Source organism: Nocardia spongicola, from assembly GCF_047200775.1.
Lineage (GTDB): Bacteria > Actinomycetota > Actinomycetes > Mycobacteriales > Mycobacteriaceae > Nocardia.
Genome location: NZ_JBJZOO010000001.1, coordinates 233,398 through 250,837, shown reverse-complemented (window position 1 = coordinate 250,837; position 17,440 = coordinate 233,398). Strand labels below are relative to the sequence as shown.

17 protein-coding genes are annotated in these 17,440 nt (G+C 63.9%); 9 read left to right on the top strand and 8 right to left on the bottom strand.

The window, feature by feature from the left end; all coding sequences use genetic code 11:
• Window positions 1–172: 172 nt before the first annotated feature.
• From ACL02S_RS01175 to ACL02S_RS01150, 6 genes are all read left to right on the top strand, one after another.
• The gene (locus ACL02S_RS01175; protein WP_412800351.1) at window positions 173–1,903 is read left to right on the top strand and encodes a GAF domain-containing sensor histidine kinase; all 1,731 of its coding nucleotides are present in this window, start codon (window positions 173–175) and stop codon (window positions 1,901–1,903) included.
• 105 nt (window positions 1,904–2,008) lie between these two features.
• On the top strand, window positions 2,009–3,637 hold the full coding sequence (locus ACL02S_RS01170) for an FAD-binding oxidoreductase (RefSeq protein ID WP_412800350.1): 1,629 nt from the start codon (window positions 2,009–2,011) through the stop codon (window positions 3,635–3,637).
• The gene (locus ACL02S_RS01165; RefSeq protein ID WP_412800349.1) at window positions 3,634–4,155 is read left to right on the top strand and encodes a gamma carbonic anhydrase family protein; all 522 of its coding nucleotides are present in this window, start codon (window positions 3,634–3,636) and stop codon (window positions 4,153–4,155) included. Before ACL02S_RS01170 ends, ACL02S_RS01165 begins: the two co-directional genes overlap by 4 nt.
• Window positions 4,152–4,772, top strand: coding sequence for a TetR/AcrR family transcriptional regulator (locus ACL02S_RS01160; RefSeq protein WP_412800348.1), 621 nt, complete (start codon window positions 4,152–4,154; stop codon window positions 4,770–4,772). Before ACL02S_RS01165 ends, ACL02S_RS01160 begins: the two co-directional genes overlap by 4 nt.
• A 144-nt stretch (window positions 4,773–4,916) precedes the next feature.
• On the top strand, window positions 4,917–5,495 hold the full coding sequence (locus ACL02S_RS01155; RefSeq protein ID WP_412800347.1) for a hypothetical protein: 579 nt from the start codon (window positions 4,917–4,919) through the stop codon (window positions 5,493–5,495).
• Between the two features lie 66 nt (window positions 5,496–5,561).
• The gene (locus ACL02S_RS01150) at window positions 5,562–6,665 is read left to right on the top strand and encodes a CapA family protein (protein ID WP_412800346.1); all 1,104 of its coding nucleotides are present in this window, start codon (window positions 5,562–5,564) and stop codon (window positions 6,663–6,665) included.
• 1,044 nt (window positions 6,666–7,709) lie between these two features.
• Here the strand turns inward: ACL02S_RS01150 and ACL02S_RS01145 are convergent.
• Together ACL02S_RS01145 and ACL02S_RS01140 are read right to left on the bottom strand one after the other, a co-directional pair.
• On the bottom strand, window positions 7,710–7,988 hold the full coding sequence (locus tag ACL02S_RS01145; RefSeq protein WP_412801069.1) for a hypothetical protein: 279 nt from the start codon (window positions 7,986–7,988) through the stop codon (window positions 7,710–7,712).
• A gap of 190 nt (window positions 7,989–8,178) precedes the next feature.
• Window positions 8,179–8,943, bottom strand: coding sequence for a trans-aconitate 2-methyltransferase (locus tag ACL02S_RS01140; protein ID WP_412800345.1), 765 nt, complete (start codon window positions 8,941–8,943; stop codon window positions 8,179–8,181).
• Window positions 8,944–9,052: 109 nt separating this feature from the next.
• On the opposite strand from ACL02S_RS01140, the gene ACL02S_RS01135 reads away from it, so the two are divergent.
• Entirely contained in the window at window positions 9,053–9,499 is a 447-nt protein-coding gene (locus ACL02S_RS01135) for a nuclear transport factor 2 family protein (RefSeq protein WP_412800344.1), read from the top strand.
• A gap of 27 nt (window positions 9,500–9,526) precedes the next feature.
• On the opposite strand, the gene ACL02S_RS01130 is transcribed toward ACL02S_RS01135, so the two are convergent.
• Complete coding sequence (locus ACL02S_RS01130) at window positions 9,527–10,813, bottom strand: glycosyltransferase 87 family protein (RefSeq protein WP_412800343.1); 1,287 nt, start codon at window positions 10,811–10,813, stop codon at window positions 9,527–9,529.
• A gap of 173 nt (window positions 10,814–10,986) precedes the next feature.
• Between ACL02S_RS01130 and ACL02S_RS01125 the strand changes: the two genes are divergently transcribed.
• The gene (locus ACL02S_RS01125; RefSeq protein WP_412800342.1) at window positions 10,987–11,379 is read left to right on the top strand and encodes an ankyrin repeat domain-containing protein; all 393 of its coding nucleotides are present in this window, start codon (window positions 10,987–10,989) and stop codon (window positions 11,377–11,379) included.
• Between the two features lie 8 nt (window positions 11,380–11,387).
• Here the strand turns inward: ACL02S_RS01125 and ACL02S_RS01120 are convergent, their stop codons facing one another.
• Window positions 11,388–12,761 (bottom strand): FAD-dependent oxidoreductase, encoded by a 1,374-nt coding sequence (locus ACL02S_RS01120; RefSeq protein WP_412800341.1) that lies wholly within the window; start codon window positions 12,759–12,761, stop codon window positions 11,388–11,390.
• A gap of 154 nt (window positions 12,762–12,915) precedes the next feature.
• Here ACL02S_RS01120 and ACL02S_RS01115 point away from each other — a divergent pair, with 154 nt between their 5' ends.
• A complete protein-coding gene (locus ACL02S_RS01115; protein ID WP_412800340.1) occupies window positions 12,916–14,079 on the top strand; it encodes an alpha-hydroxy-acid oxidizing protein in 1,164 nt (387 codons plus the stop codon).
• Window positions 14,080–14,230: 151 nt separating this feature from the next.
• On the opposite strand, the gene thpD is transcribed toward ACL02S_RS01115, so the two are convergent.
• From thpD to ectA, 4 genes are read right to left on the bottom strand one after another with little or no spacing between them, the layout of a single operon-like run.
• Window positions 14,231–15,136 (bottom strand): ectoine hydroxylase, encoded by a 906-nt coding sequence (gene thpD, locus ACL02S_RS01110; protein WP_412800339.1) that lies wholly within the window; start codon window positions 15,134–15,136, stop codon window positions 14,231–14,233.
• Between the two features lie 8 nt (window positions 15,137–15,144).
• Window positions 15,145–15,543: an ectoine synthase gene (locus ACL02S_RS01105; protein WP_412800338.1), complete on the bottom strand. Its 399-nt coding sequence runs from the start codon at window positions 15,541–15,543 to the stop codon at window positions 15,145–15,147.
• Window positions 15,540–16,817 (bottom strand): diaminobutyrate--2-oxoglutarate transaminase, encoded by a 1,278-nt coding sequence (gene ectB / locus ACL02S_RS01100; protein WP_412800337.1) that lies wholly within the window; start codon window positions 16,815–16,817, stop codon window positions 15,540–15,542. Before ectB ends, ACL02S_RS01105 begins: the two co-directional genes overlap by 4 nt.
• On the bottom strand, window positions 16,814–17,269 hold the full coding sequence (gene ectA / locus ACL02S_RS01095) for a diaminobutyrate acetyltransferase (protein ID WP_503129043.1): 456 nt from the start codon (window positions 17,267–17,269) through the stop codon (window positions 16,814–16,816). Before ectA ends, ectB begins: the two co-directional genes overlap by 4 nt.
• Window positions 17,270–17,440: the final 171 nt, after the last annotated feature.

Genomic DNA, 17,440 nt, shown 5'->3' with positions numbered 1-17,440 from the left:
TCGCAGACAAACCGGGTGCGTTCCTGAGCAGTGCCTGCCACCCGGTGGATCGAGCAGGCAGGCTCGGTGAGCAGGCAGGTTGCGCCCGAATCGCCGAACGCGGCGCACAGGTGAAATACTCTTGCACCATGGCCACCTGCCGTGGACACGCCGGGATTCGGGAGCAGTCGACATGACCGACGATATGCCGACCGACACCTACTCGGTGCGCGATACGCTTTCGCAGCTACGGCTACGGGAACTGCTCACCGAGGTCAAGGATCGCATCGAGCAGATCATCGACGCGCGCGACCGGATGGACGGCCTGATCGAGGCCATGCTGACCGTCACCTCCGGATTGGACCTGGATCGCACCCTGCATACGATCGTGCACGCCGCCACCTCACTCGTCGACGCCCGCTACGGGGCACTCGGCATCCGTGGCCACGACCAGCAGCTGACCCGGTTCGTCTACGAAGGCATCGACGAGCACACCCGGCAGCTGATCGGCGGACTCCCCCAAGGCCACGGTGTCCTCGGGCTGCTGTTCAACCAGCCGAAACCGATCCGTCTGGACGACCTCGCCGATCACCCGTCCTCGGTCGGGTTCCCCGCTCATCATCCGCCGATGCGCACCTTCCTCGGCGTCCCGATCCGCATCCGTGACCAGATATTCGGAAACCTCTACCTCACCGAGAAGTCCAACGGCCTGCCGTTCACCGAAGACGACGAGGTCATCGTGCGGGCTTTGGCCGCGGCGGCCGGTATCGCGATCGATAATGCGCGGCTCTACGAATCCGCTCGTACCCGGCAGGCCTGGATCGAGGCCACCCGCGACATCACCACCGAATTCCTCGCCGGGACCAAACCGGATCATGTCCTGGCCCACGTCGTCGACCATGCCCGTCGGCTCACCGGCTCGGAGCGGGCGTTCCTCGCGGTCCTACCGGAGGTGGACAGCGGGCTGGAGGAAGACACCGAACTCGTGATCACCCACACCGCGGGTACCGAGGGCAGGCAGCGCCCCGGCACGATCCCCGGTACGGACCCCACCATCGGCAAAGCCTTCCGGCTCCGTGCCCCGCAGCGGCTCGACGACTCCCGCCGTACCGATCTCGGCAAGATCTTCCCGGACGCCGGACCCGCCTTGGTCCTGCCGATGCAAACCCCCGATTACACCGTCGGAGTACTGGTCGTACTGCGTGCCGCCGAATCAGCACCCTACGACGACGAGATCCTCGGACTGACCGCGGCCTTCATGGATCAGGCGACGCTGGCGATGCGCCTGGCCGACGCCCAACGCCGGATGCGCGAGCTGGACATCCTTTCCGATCGCGATCGGATCGCCAGGGATCTGCACGATCACGTCATCCAACGGCTGTTCGCTGTCGGCCTGAACCTGCAGGGGACAGTGCCGCGCACGCACGTACCAGAAGTACGCGAACGGATCACCGAAGCGATCGATGACCTACAGGAAGTCGTCCAGGAGATCCGCACCTCGATCTTCGATCTGCACGGTGGCGGCGGCCAGGGCACACGACTGCGGCAACGTATCGAGGACGCGGTCCGGCAACAGACCGCCGCCAGCAGGATCCGTACCTCCGTGCGCATCGCCGGGCCGCTGTCGGTGATCGAACCCGAACTGGCCGACCACGCCGAAGCCGTTGTCAGGGAGGCGATCAGCAACGCCGTCCGGCATTCCGGTGCCGAATCGATATCGGTGGAGATCGCGGTGGCCGACGACTTGACCATCATCGTCGAAGACGACGGATGCGGAATGCCGGAGGATGTCACACCGAGCGGTCTACGAAATCTGCATCGGCGGGCCGAGGAAGCTTCGGGGAAGCTCACCATCACAGCAGGTACCGGTCCGGATGGGAACATCGCCGGAACCAGACTGTGCTGGCGAGTACCACTGCACTGAGTGCTTCGCCGAATCACGCGCGTAGCGCGGATAAACCACCTCTAGCAATTGACCATGAAGTAATTTACCATCTAGTCAATTAGCTGAATCGAAGGAAGTTTCGACATGACGACGAAGTCGTGGTGGGGGTGGGGCACCGTCCACAATGCGGTGACCGGCGCCGAGCGAGCAGCGCTGACCAACCGCGTGGCGGCATTACTGCCCGAGGCAGATCTGACCGTGCACGAAGCGCCCGATCCGACCTCATTGAACGTGCCCGCCCCCCGGAATCGGGTGCCGGATTCACTAGCGCATCTGGCCTCGGACGATCTCGGTGATCGCCTCCGACACAGCCATGGGCAGGCATTCCGTGACGTGGTCCGCAATCTGCTCGGTCGCATCGACCATGTGCCCGATCAGGTGGTGCGGCCTCGAACCGAACAGGATGTGATCGACATCTTGGACTGGTGCACGAGCGCCCACGTGGCCGCCGTGCCGTTCGGCGGCGGAACATCGGTGGTCGGCGGGATCGAGCCACGCTGTGCCGCTGCCTACGCCGGGGCGATCACCCTGGATATGAGTTGTATGGATCAACTGCTCGAACTCGACCGCACCAGCAGGGCGGCGCGAATACAAGCGGGCATATTCGGCCCGGCACTGGAAGCCGCCCTGCGGCCGGAAGGTTTGACGCTGCGGCACTTTCCACAATCGTTCGAGTTCTCCACCCTCGGTGGCTGGCTGGCCACCCGAGCAGGCGGCCACTACGCGACGATCTATACCCATATCGATGACCTGGTCGAATCGATGCGAGTGGTATCGCCCGCCGGGATCAGCGCCTCACGCAGATTGCCTGCCTCGGGCGCAGGCCCGTCCCCTGACCGGCTGTTCCTCGGATCCGAAGGCATTCTGGGAGTGATCACCGAGGCGTGGGTACGTGTGCAGCATCGTCCGCGCTGGCGAGCCGGAGCGTCGGTAGTGTTCGACAACTACGACAAAGCTGTCGCCGCGACCAGAACGATCGCCCAATCCGGGCTATTCCCAGCGAACTGCCGTCTACTCGATCCGATGGAAGCATTCCTCAACGCCGGGACCGACACCGCTGGTGGGGTACTCGTCCTCGGATTCGAATCCGCCGACCATCCGGTCGATGAACCGATGCGGCGGGCGGTGCAGATCTGCCGTGACCATGGCGGCCGAGTGCCTGACGGCCTCCGTATCACCGACTCGGCCGATGACGACGCGCGTCCAGGGGCGGCGGATACCTGGCGATCGTCGTTTCTACGCATGCCCTACCAGCGCGATGCGCTTGCCGCGCAGTCGATGATCGTGGAAACTTTCGAAACCGCCTGCACCTGGGATCGTTTCGACGCATTGCGGAATGCGGTGCTTACCGCGGCGAATACCGCCTTCCGAGCCGTCGGCGTCACCGGCGTCGTCACCTGCCGATTCACCCATGTCTATCCGGACGGACTCGCCCCCTATTTCGGCATCTACGCCGCAGGTCGCTGGGGGCGGACCGTCGAACAGTGGGACGAGATCAAGATCGCGGTCTCGGAAGCGCTCGCGGCACACAGCGCTACCATCACGCACCATCATGCCGTCGGCCGCGACCACCGCCGCTGGTATGACCGGCAGCGCCCGGAACCATTCGCCGCCGCACTCCGTGCGGCCAAATCGACGCTCGATCCAGCAGGAATTCTCAACCCCGGTGTCCTGATCGACCCGGCTACATCGACAGCGAGGAAAACCCGATGATCCGCAGCCTCAACGGTCATACCCCCGATATCGGCCCCGATACCTGGATCGCCCCCACCGCCACCGTGATCGGACAGGTACGGATCGCCGCACATGTCGGCGTCTTCTACAGCGCCGTGGTCCGTGCCGACCTGGAATCCATCGAAATCGGTATGACGACCAATATCCAGGATGGCTGTGTACTGCACGCCGATCCCGGCTTCCCGCTGATCATCGGCTCCGGGGTATCGGTAGGGCACAACGCAGTCCTGCACGGGTGCACCATCGGTGACCACGTCCTGATCGGGATGGGCGCGACAGTGCTGAACGGCGCCCGCATCGGCGCGGGTAGCCTGATCGCAGCCAACGCACTGATCCCAGAGGGGGCGGACATACCAGCGGGATCGCTGGTCGCAGGCGTCCCAGGTAAGGTCCGACGAGAGCTGACCGACCAGGAGCGTTCGAACATCGAACACAACGCGAACATCTACCGGGCACTCAAGGAATTACATGCCCATGCCCCCGGTGATGCCCCGTGAGCAGGGCGGGCACCAAAGGGGTGCCGCGAGAGCAGCGCGAAGAGCAGATTCTCGACGTCGCCACCATCGAATTCGGCGATCACGGCTACGCCAAGGCCTCGATCGCCACCATCGCCTCGGCCGCGGGAGTTTCCAAACCACTCGTCTACGCCTACTTCGGCTCCCGCGACGGACTGCACGCGGCCTGCGTCCACCGTGCCGGTAAAAGCCTGGTCGATGCCGTTGCCGCGGCCCGGTCCACATACGGCGCACCGCACAAGGCACTGGCGACGTTGGCCGGTATCTTCCATGCGCTCGACGGGCGCACCCAGAACTGGAAGATCATCTACGACACCACGCTGCCCCGGCCCGGCGCGGCATACGCAGTCGCCCGTGCGTATCAGGACGCCTTGAACGGCATGGGTTCGGAAGGCGTGGCACAGGTGCTCGCGGAAGCGGGAACCGGAGACTCGGACGACCACGCACTGCTGTTGGCGATCTGGTTCAGCATCGTGTCCACCACCATCTCCTGGTGGAGTCAGCATCCTCACTACACCCCCGAGGAGATGACCGAACGCTGCGTGCGCCTGTTCACTGCGATCAGGCGCCCCGCAGACCATAACGCCCCAACGACATAGCACGCCACCCTGGATCCAGGGATCCGGATATTGCCGCAGCGCACCCAGATCATTTGCTGAACAGAAGCCATGGCATCCGAGTATCCGGCGATACTTTCAGCGTTTCGTTGATATCACGCACGGGTCACCGGCTATGGTCGCGCTATGCCGACAACGACGTCGATCGATACCGGAGCCGAACATCTCGCTTGCTGGATCACCGCCGTCGGACAACGGCTACACCGGTTGCCGACAACAGATCCTGCCATTTTGTTCGCCCATGCGATGAGCGGTTTTCTCGCGATCGGGCGAGCAAGCCTGGCACTACTGACCACCTCCGCGAATCCTGCCGATATCCGTGATCACGACCTCGTCTTCGAAATCACCGCCGATGCCGAGCGGTGGCTCACCGACGCCGCAACGGAACCCGTGGTCAACCAAATCACCGACCGCGGTGAGCACATCCAGCGCTACCTCAGCCCCGCCGCGCTCGATACCGTGGCCAAGGAGCGCCTGCGGCACTGTGCGCAGACAACGGCGATCCATACCCGCGATGTGCTGATGGGGGTCGACAACGATTCCGCGGTGCCTCCCGAGATGCGCGATCTCGCCCATGATCTCGCTGCTCGCGCGAATGTCATCGCCACGGTGTACGCCGATGACCCGCAACAGTTGCTCTCGATATCCGACCGTTGTCCCGCACTCTCCCGTGGCGCCGAGCAGAAGGAACTCGACCCGGCATAACGTGTGCGGGTGCAGGTCGGTCTCCGATCGCGGACAGGACACCCGAGATGACCGACAATAGAAGATATGACGACGGTGCTGCTGGGCGGCGACGTCATGCTCGGCCGGGGAGTAGACCGAATTCTGCCCCACCCCGGCAACCCGGCACTGCGCGAGCAATACGCCGACGATGCGCAGATATATGTGGAATTGGCCGAACGCGCATACGGTCCTTTCGCTCGTCCGGTCGATTTCCGATGGCCGTGGGGTGATGTCCTGCCACTGCTCGCTCGGATCCGCCCCGAGGTGCGATTGCTCAACCTGGAGACTTCGATCACCGCCGATGGTGCGTTCGCTCCTGGCAAAGGCGTCCACTATCGGATGAATCCAGCGAATCTACCCGTGCTGACCGCCATCGCTCCGGTCAGCTGCGCATTGGCCAACAATCACGTGCTCGATTTCGGTATCCCAGGGCTGATCGACACCCTCGAAGCACTCGATACCGCGGATATCGGCCACGCCGGAGCAGGCAGGAATCTGGACGAAGCGAAAACACCCGTGACCGTGGAACTCGAGAACGGGCGCCGCGTGGTGATCGTCTCGGTCGCAGTCGGTTCGAGTGGAGTTCCGGAGGCGTGGGCGGCCCGCCGAGATCGACCTGGGCTGTGGCGAGTAGGTGATACACCGACGGCAAGCGCTGCCGCCGAGGTGGCGGCGCACCTGTTGACGTACACCCACCGCGACGATGTAGCCATCGTTTCTGTGCATTGGGGACCGAACTGGGGTTACGGGGTGGCCCGGAGCGAAATACAGTTCGCGCATGGGCTGATCGATGCCGGAGTAGATCTGGTGCACGGGCACTCCGCACACCATCCGCGACCGATCGAGATCTACCGAGGCAAACCGATTCTGTACGGCTGTGGCGACGTCATCGATGATTACGAAGGCATTCGCGGCCATGAGCGTTATCGCACCGATCTCCATCTGCTGTATCTGGTATCCGTGGATCTCGGTGTGGTACAGGTACGGCTGGTACCACTGCGGATACGGCATATGTGCCTGGAATGGGCTTCCCCCAGCGAATCCCGCTGGCTGTGCGACACAATCGAGTACATCAGCCGCGGCTTCGGAACCCGCGTCATGCTTCGGCCGGAGGATCTACCGATGATAATCGCTCCCACGCGAGGATGAGGTGGCGACATCCGCTCGCGGCCCCGAGAGGATGCCACGGCCGTATATGCCACACAGCACAAGAGCCGCGAGGCATGATTCGAGGCCTGGTCGGGCAACGTACAATGTGACACTCGACTGAGCAGGTTCGGTCTCCGTTGCACAACGATCCCGCTGGACCAGCCGATCGGTCACGGGGATTGCCGGGAGAATAAAAGTCCTGCGGTATTTTTTCCGCAATATTCGATGCCAGAGGCACGAAAAACACGCCTGTAGTGATCTTCCCGTTATGTCATACGCGGAAACTTGATATTCCTATGCCTGGCGTTCGTTGCCCTATGGGTGAACCATGAGACCATAAGTCAGAGGAAGAATTCACTCGATTCGAAGGATGCGCAATGTCCACCAAAATCACGACAATCCTCGCCTCGACCGCCATGGCCCTTTCCCTTGGTTTCGCCGCAGCTCCCGCAGCTTCCGCCAGCACGGCACCCCCTCCCGGCCCGCCCGCCAGCCCGTCCGAGGCGGCCACACCGGCCTATGGCTCGGTTATCCTGTGCCTCCCGCTCGGAAGTGTCGTTTTCTGCATCTGAGCCGGCTGCTGCGCAGACGGTGCGAGCGGCATACGGTCCGTATCCATCGATTTCAAGTGGCTGAGGATAGTGCAACAGCTCTCGCTATGACGTAAAGGAGGCGCAGCCAGGCAGTTGCCGCCGATGGCATCGGCCGATGCGGCGGCGCTGCCGATCCAGATCGCAGCGAATCCCCCTCCGCGACCATCCACACACCGACGGGCGTAGCGATTTCATCACGCTTTCGCCGAATTCGAGGACATATCAAGACATCTGCATGTAGAGCACTCGCCGATCCCGGCTCTTCGAGCTTCGGCGTGCAAAGGTGTTGCCTCGATACGGTATTCGCGTGTCACACAGTCGCTGTCTCGCCTGCCCACCAGACGCACGACTGACGCAAGCAGTGATGCGAATACGGCCGTCGGTGTGCCCGGACAGAGAAACGGCGAGCCGGTACGCACGCCGACGCCGCGTGATCGTGGTGTGGTACAGATCAGCTGATCAGCGAATTCATTATTGCGCCTGCGCCGGTGGTGACGATCCCGCCGAGCAGTCCACCCGCAATTGTCTTTGCCGATGCGAATGGGCCGCCATTCCATTTCTCCCAGGCAAATCTTCCTCCCGCATAGGCGATACCGGCCGGCCCGGAAATAATCGCGAGCCAGGTGAAATATCGAACCAAAAGCAGGATTTTTCCCGAACCGGGTGGAGCTTCGGGAGCAAACGTATCTCCCCGCACCATCAGAAATCCATCGACTGCGGTATGGATCATCATCGATCTATCTCCGTCGCGTTTCCGCTGGAAGAGTTATACGCAATCGCATGACTATCGTCAGTATCGCGGCCTGCGCTGGGTGCGTCAACCCGCAGCGGCTTCCGCCCCATCGGGCACACGGCCCACGCTGGGCATCCCCGGCCAGGGGTTATCAGCGGCCTGCCATCGCAACGGGCCGACGCGGCTGCTACCGCCGTTGTGCGACAGCGAAGACCCGCCGGAACGGCAGCCAAGTGACACCATCCGGGCGTCGCGGATAGGCGCTACGCAGTATGGGAGCGAGCTGGGCGGTGAATTCCCGCCACTGCGCATCATCGAGGACGCCGCGGACCGGGCGTAACGCAGTGCCGGTGACCCAGTCCAAGACCGGGTCACCGCCGGTCAAACGCTGTAGGTAGGTCGCTTCCCAGGCATCCACAACATCGCAGGAAGCCGCGAGCACCTCGGCGTATCCAGCGGGGTCGAGCACTGCCCCCGGCTGCGGGACAGCTACCCCACGCAGCAGTTCCCGCCACTCGGCGCGGGCGGCTACCTGCCTGATCGACTGGTGGGACGGTGCGTCGAAGTTCCCGGGGACCTGGATGGCCAGCCAACCGCCCGTTGGTAGTCCACGCGACCACTCCGCTATAAGTGCGGGGTGGCCAGGCACCCACTGCAGGACAGCGTTGCAGACGACGACATCGGTATCCGCGGTCGACCGCCAGTCCTGCACCGCACCGAGCCTCGCATCGATACCGCGCTCCCGCGCGGCGGCAACCATATCGGGTGATGAGTCGAGTGCTTCGATGATCGCATCCGGCCAGCGTTGTCCGAGTGCCACGGTGAGGTGCCCCGGCCCGCAGCCGAGATCGACCACCCGCCGGGGACGGGTCGCGGTGACTCTGGTCAGCAGATCGAAGAACGGCCGAGAACGATGGTCGCCGAAGGCGAGATAGCGCTGGGGATCCCACATGAGCCACTCCGAGGACGAACCGTCCGGTAAGCATAACCCCCGCCCGCTATGTCCTGTTCGCCGATACTGATGGGGTCTACCCACGTATCGACCTCACTCGGAGGCACACATGCTGTCGTTGCAGGAGATTTCGGATCGGCTCGAGATCCAGGATCTGATGGTGCGCTATTCACATGCGGTCGATACCCAGCAGTGGGACCTACTGGACGAGGTGTTCACTCAGGACGCGCACATCGACTACTCGGCCATGGGCGGCTCGGTGGGCGATCTCGCGGCCACGAAGACCTTCCTGGCCACGGTGCTGCCGAATTTCCTCGCATTCCAGCACCTGATCGGTAACTCGTCCATCACCGTCGACGGAGACACCGCCACCGGGCGGACGATGTGTCACAACCCCATGCTGATGTCGGGCGGCGACGGCGCACCGACCATGATGCTGTGCGGGCTCTGGTACCTGGACACCTTCCTGCGGGTCGACGGACAGTGGCGCATCACGAAACGGATCGAGGAGAAGAGCTTCCTCTTCGTCGCTCCCGCCGCATCTGGACTGGGCTGAGACAGTCCGCGCCTGGCAGCAATGACCTTACGATGCAAGGACTGTGGTCGTATCCTGGCGCGGCTGCTTCCCACGCCACGGCACAGCGCCACTCCTGCTACTGACCAGATACAACACGACCAAACCCACGCTGTACCAGACGTAGGTATTGCCGATGACGTGCTGCCACGGTGTCCAGGCGGATTCGCGTCGCTCACCGTCTGGGAGCCAATTCTGCGGACCGATCACGAACACCGCCGTGGTGACCGCGCAAGTAACCCACCAGCCGATCGCCTGCCTACGGGGAAGACCGACCGCACAACCGATGACAGCGAACAACGCGGGGGCGATCCAGACCCAATGATGTGACCAAGAGATCGGTGAGACCAGCAGCGTGAATACGGCATTGATGGCCAGTGCGAGCGCGGGAAGCTCAGCGGCCCGGCGCATCGCGACGACGACCAGTGCCAGCACCAGGGCCCCCAGTATCAGCCAGGCGATGGTGAACGCGGGCTCGGGCACCTCGAGCCGGGCTAGTACCGCTTGAATCGACTGATTGGTATGGAATGCGGACCCGCTGAGCCCGGAGGCATTGCCGAGCCCCCCGAACCAATATTCGATGGATTCTTTCGGCAATACCGCGAAGGCGAGGGCCGTAGCTGCCGCACCGGTGATCGCGGCGGTCACGGCGGAACGGTAGTCCCGGCGCACCAGGAAATAGAGCACGAACGCGGCGGGGGTCAGCTTGATCGCGGCGGCGATACCGATCAGCATGCCCCGGCGCCAGCGTGGCTTATGGGCCAGGCAATCGGCGGCGACAAGCGCCATCAGCAGCAGGTTGACCTGACCGAAGTCCAGTGTCGAATGAATCGGCTCCAACAGCAGGCTGAGCGGTGTCGCGCAGGCCGTAGCCCATACCGCCAACCTGCGCTGCTGCTCACCCGGCCAGATCCGTCGGGCAACCACATACAGTGTGCAGGCGACCGCGGCCACCGAAGAGAGGAAGAAGCTCAGCGCGGCCACATCCCATGGCACCATCGCGAACGGCCCCAGCGCGAGCGCGGCGAACGGCGGATAGATGAACGGCAGCCCTGCGCCGACAGTGGTCTGCGGCAGCTGCCCGTACATATCGGCGCCATCACGCATGGCGTCGACCCCGAGCCGATACACCTGCAAATCGATGAACCCGCCGGTGATCCGGTGCAACGGCCAGACCGGTGCCAAGAGAACGAATGCGGAGAACGCAGCCGAGAGTACCGGTGCCAGCCACACAACACGCCCGAGTCGGCGGTTATGGGATATCGGCGTTTCGGCGTTGGCGCTGACACTACTCATCCGCGGCGACTATACCGACCGAGCGTTGCTCACCCACCACACGGGAGCTCCGGCCGCGTGCGTAGAGCCCGGCCGCGGAGAACGGTCGAGCTACCGGCGATGGGCGGCACAGGTGCCCGGCGGCGCATCGGCGACAGGCATGGCCCGGACCTGCACGTGATAAGAATGGGCAGGTGAGCGCTGAGGAGATTGATCCGGAACTGATCGAACTGGCCGGTAAGGTCTTCGACCTCGCTCGCCGCGGCGATGCGGTGGGTCTGGCCACCTTCGTTGACGCGGGTGTGCCGGTCGACCTCACCAACGACGCGGGCGACACGCTGCTCATGCTCGCCGCCTACCACGGCCATCAGGAGGCCGTCTCGGCGCTGCTGGAGCGCTCGGCCGACCCGAATCGCGCCAATGACAGAGGCCAGACTCCTTTGGCCGGAGCTGTTTTCAAAGGTGAGGTGGAGATCGCCCGCCAACTCGCGATGGCGGGCGCCGACCCGGACGCGGGGACTCCATCGGCCCGTGATGCCGCCGTCATGTTCGACAAGACCGAGCTAATCGAGCTGTTCGGTGCCTGAGTCCGGCATCATCCGCGCTCCCGGACAGCGGTAACCGCTCGACGGGCCGCCACCAGCACCGGATCCCACACCGGCGAGAACGGCGGGGCATAGCCGAGGTCGAGTGTGTTCAGCTGTTCCACGGTCATCCCAGCGGTCAGCGCGACCGCGGCGATATCCACGCGCTTACCCGCACCCTCACGCCCGACGATCTGCACACCGAGCAGCCGGCCGGTATGGCGCTCGGCGAGCATTTTCACCGTCATCGGCGCCGAGTCCGGATAGTAACCCGCGCGGCTGGTCGATTCGATGGTGACCGTCACGTACTGCAGCCCTACCGCATGGGCGTCCTTCTCTCGCAGACCCGTTCGCGCCACCTCCAGCTCACACACCTTGCTGACCGCGGTACCGACAACACCGGGAAAGGTCGCGTATCCCCCGCCGATTCCGGTGCCGATGATCTGCCCGTGCTTATTGGCGTGAGTGCCGAGCGGAATATGACGTTCCCGCCCGGAGACCAGGTCCCTTACCTCGACGCAATCACCGCCGGCCCAGATGTTGTCGTATCCGCGGACCCGCATGGCGAGATCGGTGCGCAACCCGTGGTGCTCGCCGAGAGGCAGGCCCGCGGCACGGGCCAGCGCCGTCTCCGGCCGTACACCGATGCCGAGTACTACGACGTCCGCCGGGTATTCCGCGGTGCCGGTCACCACGGCGGTAGCCCGGCCGTCGGTTCCGGTCCGGATCTCGGATACCTCCGCATTACCTACGACCTTGATACCCATTCCGCACATCGCGTCGCGCACCAAAGCACCCATATCCGGATCGAGCGTCGACATCGGCTCCGCGGCGCGGTCGACCACGGTGACCTCGTAGCCGCGCCGGAGCAGCGCCTCCGCCATTTCGACGCCGATATAGCCCGCGCCAACCACCACAGCGCGACGACCGTTCACCCGGTCCAGTGTCTCCAGTAACGCTTGGCCGTCGTCCAGCGTCTGCACGCCGTGCACTCCCTCGGCATCGATGCCCGGTAGCGGTGGCCGGATCGGGCGTGCCCCCATGGCACACACCAGCTGGTCGTATTCCAGCCAGGCTTCGGCTCCGGTTTCGCTGTCCCGGAAGCGCACACGGCACCCACCGACATCGATCTCGGTCGCCTCGGTGCGCATCCGCAGGTCGATTCCACGGGAGCGGTGTTCCTCGAAGGTCCGAGCGATGAGCGCGTCACGTTCGCGAACCTGCCCACCGACCCAGTACGGAATCCCACATGCCGAATAGGAGGCGAACCCACTGCGTTCGAGAACGACGATCTCCAGGACGCTTTCCTCCAGCATCCGGCGAGCCTGCGAAGCCGCCGACATCCCCGCCGCGTCACCACCGATGACCACCAATCGCTTACGCATGAACTCACGCTACGTCGAGGGGCACCGAAATGGAGGCGACAGCGGGGAACCGAGATGGAGGTGACAGGGGATCGGAGAGTTCGTTGGACCGGCCCCGGAGGCCTGCGGTCTGTGATTGGATGGCATTCCGGCATCGAGATCGAACAGGAACCTCGTGACGAATTTCGGCGATTTCCAGTACGAGATCTACTTCCAGGGCCTCGGGGGCGTGCTCCCCGATCTGCCCATGACCTATGCCGAGCTGGAGGCCAAAGCCAAGGCGGCGCTGCCGCCCGGCGTCTGGTCATATGTGGCGGGCGGTGCGGGCGATGAATTCACCCAGCGCGCCAATGCGGCGGCATTCGAGAAACTCGGCCTGGTCCCCCGTATGCTGCGGGCGAGCAAGACCCGAGACCTGTCGATCGAACTGTTCGGTATGGCGCTGCCGACGCCGATCTTCCTGGCCCCGGTCGGGGTGGTCGGGCTGTGCGCCCAGGACGGGCACGGCGATATCGCGACCGCGCGCGCAGCGGCACGTACCGGCGTACCGATGGTGGCCTCCACGCTCACCGTCGATCCCTTGGAAGAGGTCGCCGCCGAGTTCGGTGACACCCCCGGGATGTTCCAGCTCTATCCACCTACCGATCGAGATCTGGCGCAGAGTCTGATCAGCCGGGCCGAGGCCGCAGGCTTCAAGGCCATCGTGGTCACTCTGGATACCTGGGTACTCGGCTGGCGACCACGCGACCTGTCGCTCGCCAACTTCCCGCAGTTGCGCGGGCACTGTCTGGCCAATTACTTCAGCGACCCGGTCTTCCGCGGCCTGCTGTCCACACCCCCGGAACAAGACCCGAAAACCGCGACCTTGACCTGGATCTCCCAGTTCAGCAACACGTTGACCTGGGACGACCTGGCCTGGCTACGGTCGTCGACCGATCTGCCGCTGGTACTCAAAGGCATCTGCCATCCCGATGACGCGCGCCGGGCCAAAGACCACGGAGTGGATGGCATCTACTGCTCGAACCACGGCGGCAGACAGGCCAACGGCGGTATCCCGGCGATCGAGCACTTGCCGGATGTGGTGGCGGCAGCCGACGGTCTGCCCGTGCTGTTCGACTCCGGCATCCGCACCGGCACCGATGTCGTCAAAGCGCTGGCGCTTGGAGCCACTGCCGTCGGCATCGGCCGCCCCTATCCGTATGGTCTTGCCCTCGGCGGCGTCGACGGTATCGTGCATGTACTGCGTTCCCTGCTGGCCGAGGCGGATCTGCTCATGGCGATCGACGGCTACCCCTCGATCGCCGACCTCACCCCGGAGGCGATCCGGCGTCTTCCATGACTCGGCGTGCGGCTTTCCATCCTGGTCAGTGCCGATACGTTCGCGTTCGATGAGATTACGGAGCATATCCATGAGCGGGGCCCTACGTAGTCACACCACGTGGGGCCCCGCTCATGTCATATTCACTTGTGGTCTGATCAGATCCTGATGCTCACGCCGAGATCGGCGTGAAATCGCGGCTACCGATGTATTCCGGCCGCCGCGCGGGCGCGGCGAACGGCTCGACCAACGTATTCTCCACGCTGTTGAACACGATGAAGATGTTCGAGCGTGGGAACGGCGTGATGTTGTTCGACGATCCATGCATCAGATTGGAGTCGAACAACAACGCCGAACCCGCCCGGCCGGTGAACTGGGTGATCCCGTGCCGATCCGCCAGCGCGGCGATGTCATCAGGCGACGGCACGCCGATCTCCTGCTCCTGCAGCGACTCCCGGTAGTGCTCGGCGGGAGTGCTCCCCAGGCACGGCACGAAGGTGCGGTGTGATCCCGGCATCAGCATCAGGCTGCCGTTGATCGGATAGTTGTCGGTCAATGCGATCGACAGACTCACCGCACGCGGTGCCGGCATACCGTCTTCGGCGTGCCAGGTCTCGAAATCCGAATGCCAGTAGAAACCACCACCGCGGAATCCCGGCATGTAGTTGACCCTGCTCTGGTGCACATACACTTCCGACCCGAGCACCTGCTGGGCCAACTCGAGTACCTGAGGCCGACGCACAAGCTCCGCGACCATCGCACTGAGCTTGTGCACCTCGAAGACCGACCGAACCCGATTCGAGGATTTCTCCACGATGAGCCGGTCGTCATCGCGCAGCGCGGGATCTGCCGCGAGGCGGCTGATCTCGCCACTGAACTCGGCCACCTCGGCGGGGGTGATCATCTCGTCGATGATGACGAACCCGTCGGAGTCGAAGGACCCGAGCTCCGGGCGTTCGATCGTGCCCCACACCGTCGCATCGGCCCGCTCCAGATGCGGAGCAGGCGTAGCGAGACGGGTCGGATAACGATCGTAGCTATCGGCCTCGAACCGAGTATCGGTGTGCTGCAGAACCATCAGTGTCCTTAACCTCCGATCGTCGCGGCTACCAGTGGATAGACGCCGTTACTATCGTGAACCTCCTGCCCCGTGACCGGCGGGTTGAACACGCACATCATCCGCATCTGGGTACGCACCTCGATGCGGTGGCGCTCATGCCCGTCGAGCAGGTACATCGAGCCCGGGGCGAGCTCGTAGGTGACATCGTTGTCCAAATCGGTCAACGTACCCTCACCTTCGATGAGCCATACGGCTTCCACATGGTTCAGGTAGTGGAACTCGTGCGTCGTGCCCGCCTCGATGGTGGTCTCATGGAAAGAGAAACCGGCACCGTCGCCGCCGAGGACGATACGCTTGCTGCGCCAGCCCTTACCCGCGACATCACGCTCGGTATCGGTGATCTCCGCCGTGGTACGCACGATCATGCGATTGCTCCGATCTCGCCGCAGACCGACTCCACGGCGTCAGTGAGAATATTCAGGCCATGATCTAGCTCCTGCTCGGTGACCGTCAATGGCGGCAGCAGTTTCACCACCTCGTCGGTGGAACCGGAGGTCTCCACCAGCAGACCGCGCTCGAAGGCGATCTGGCAGACCTTGCCCGCCTGCGAAGGTTCCTCGAACACGATGCCCTGCACCAGGCCGCGACCGCGGGTGGAAACACCGGGGAGGTTCTCGGTCAGCTCGCCGAGGGTGCGTTCGATCCGCTCGCCCTTGGCCTTGGTCGCGGTCGCGAGCGCATCGTCGGACCAGTAGTGACGCAATGCGGCCGTCGCGGTGACGAACGCGGGGTTGTTACCACGGAAAGTGCCGTTGTGCTCACCCGGCGACCACTGATCCAGTTCCGGCTTGAACAGCACCAGGGCCATCGGCAAACCGTAGCCACCGATCGACTTCGACAGCGTGACGATATCGGGCTTGATACCCGCGATCTCGAAGGAGAAGAACGGCCCTGTACGCCCGCAGCCCATCTGCACATCGTCGACGATCAGCAGGATCTCCCTGGCTGTGCACAACTCGGCGAGATGACGCAGCCACTCCGCCCGCGCGATATTGACGCCGCCTTCACCCTGGACGGTCTCCACGATCACCGCCGCGGGGCGATCGAAGCCGGAGGAGGTGTCGTCGAGCACCTTCTCCATCCACTGGAAGTCGGTGGTGGTGCCGTCGAAGTAGCCGTCGTAGGGCATGTGCGCGGCGTGCACCAACGGCACGCCGGCGCCCGCGCGCTTGGCCGCGTTACCGGTGACCGACAGTGCGCCGAGAGTCATGCCGTGGAAGGCGTTGGTGAAGCTGACGATCGTCTCGCGACCGGTAACCTTGCGAGCGAGCTTGAGCGCGGCCTCGACGGCATTGGCACCGGTCGGACCAGGGAATTGAACCTTGTAGTCCAAGTTGCGCGGGACGAAGAGGGTTTCCTGCAATGTCGTCAGCAGTTCCCGCTTGGCCGTGGTCGACATGTCCAGACCATGGGTGATGCCATCACTGGCGATGTAGTCCAGCAGCGGGCGCTTGAGCACATCGTTGTTGTGGCCGTAGTTCAGCGCGCCCGCGCCGGCGAAGAAGTCCAGGTAATCCCGGCCTTCCTCATTGTGCAACCAACTGCCCTTGGCGGTGGTGAACACCGTGGGCCAGGAGCGGCAGTAGCCGCGCACATTGGACTCGAGACTCTCGAAAACAGTGGTATCGCTATTAATCATCGATCCTCCTCGATGGTGCGGACGGTCGGCGCGATGTGGTACAGCTCTTCAGGCTCGTGACCGTCCGGGAAATCGCCGGCTTCGAACAGGGGGCGCTTGGAAAGCTTGGCCTCCCTCGCTTCCGCTACCGACGTGAACAGGGCAATAGATGCGGCGTTATCGGGCGAGATCGTCGTCTCGAGCACCGAAACACCTTGGGCAGCAACGCTATTGAGTAAAGTATGCAGCAGCTGGGCGGCCACGCCGCGGCCACGCTGGGACTGATCCACCGCGATCTGCCACACGAAGACCGTGTCGGGCGCCTGCGGGCGGATGAATCCGATCACGAATCCCACAACACGGCCGTCCACCTCGGCAACCACCGAGGTTCCGGCGAAATCACGGCACCACAGCAGATACGCGTAGCTCGAATTGACATCGAGCACTGCGGAATCCTTGGCGATTCTCCACATCGGAGCACCGTCGTCCTCGCGGGGCGTGCGCAGAACTACAGCCGGTCCGGCGTCATTCCGGGTCGGGGTGCCCCCCGGGGCGGCCGCGGCATTCTCTGCACGCGAGCGCTCGAGCTGCGCTGGGGACAGGGTTGGTAATGACATGCAACTCCCTCGTCGGGTCAGCAGTAC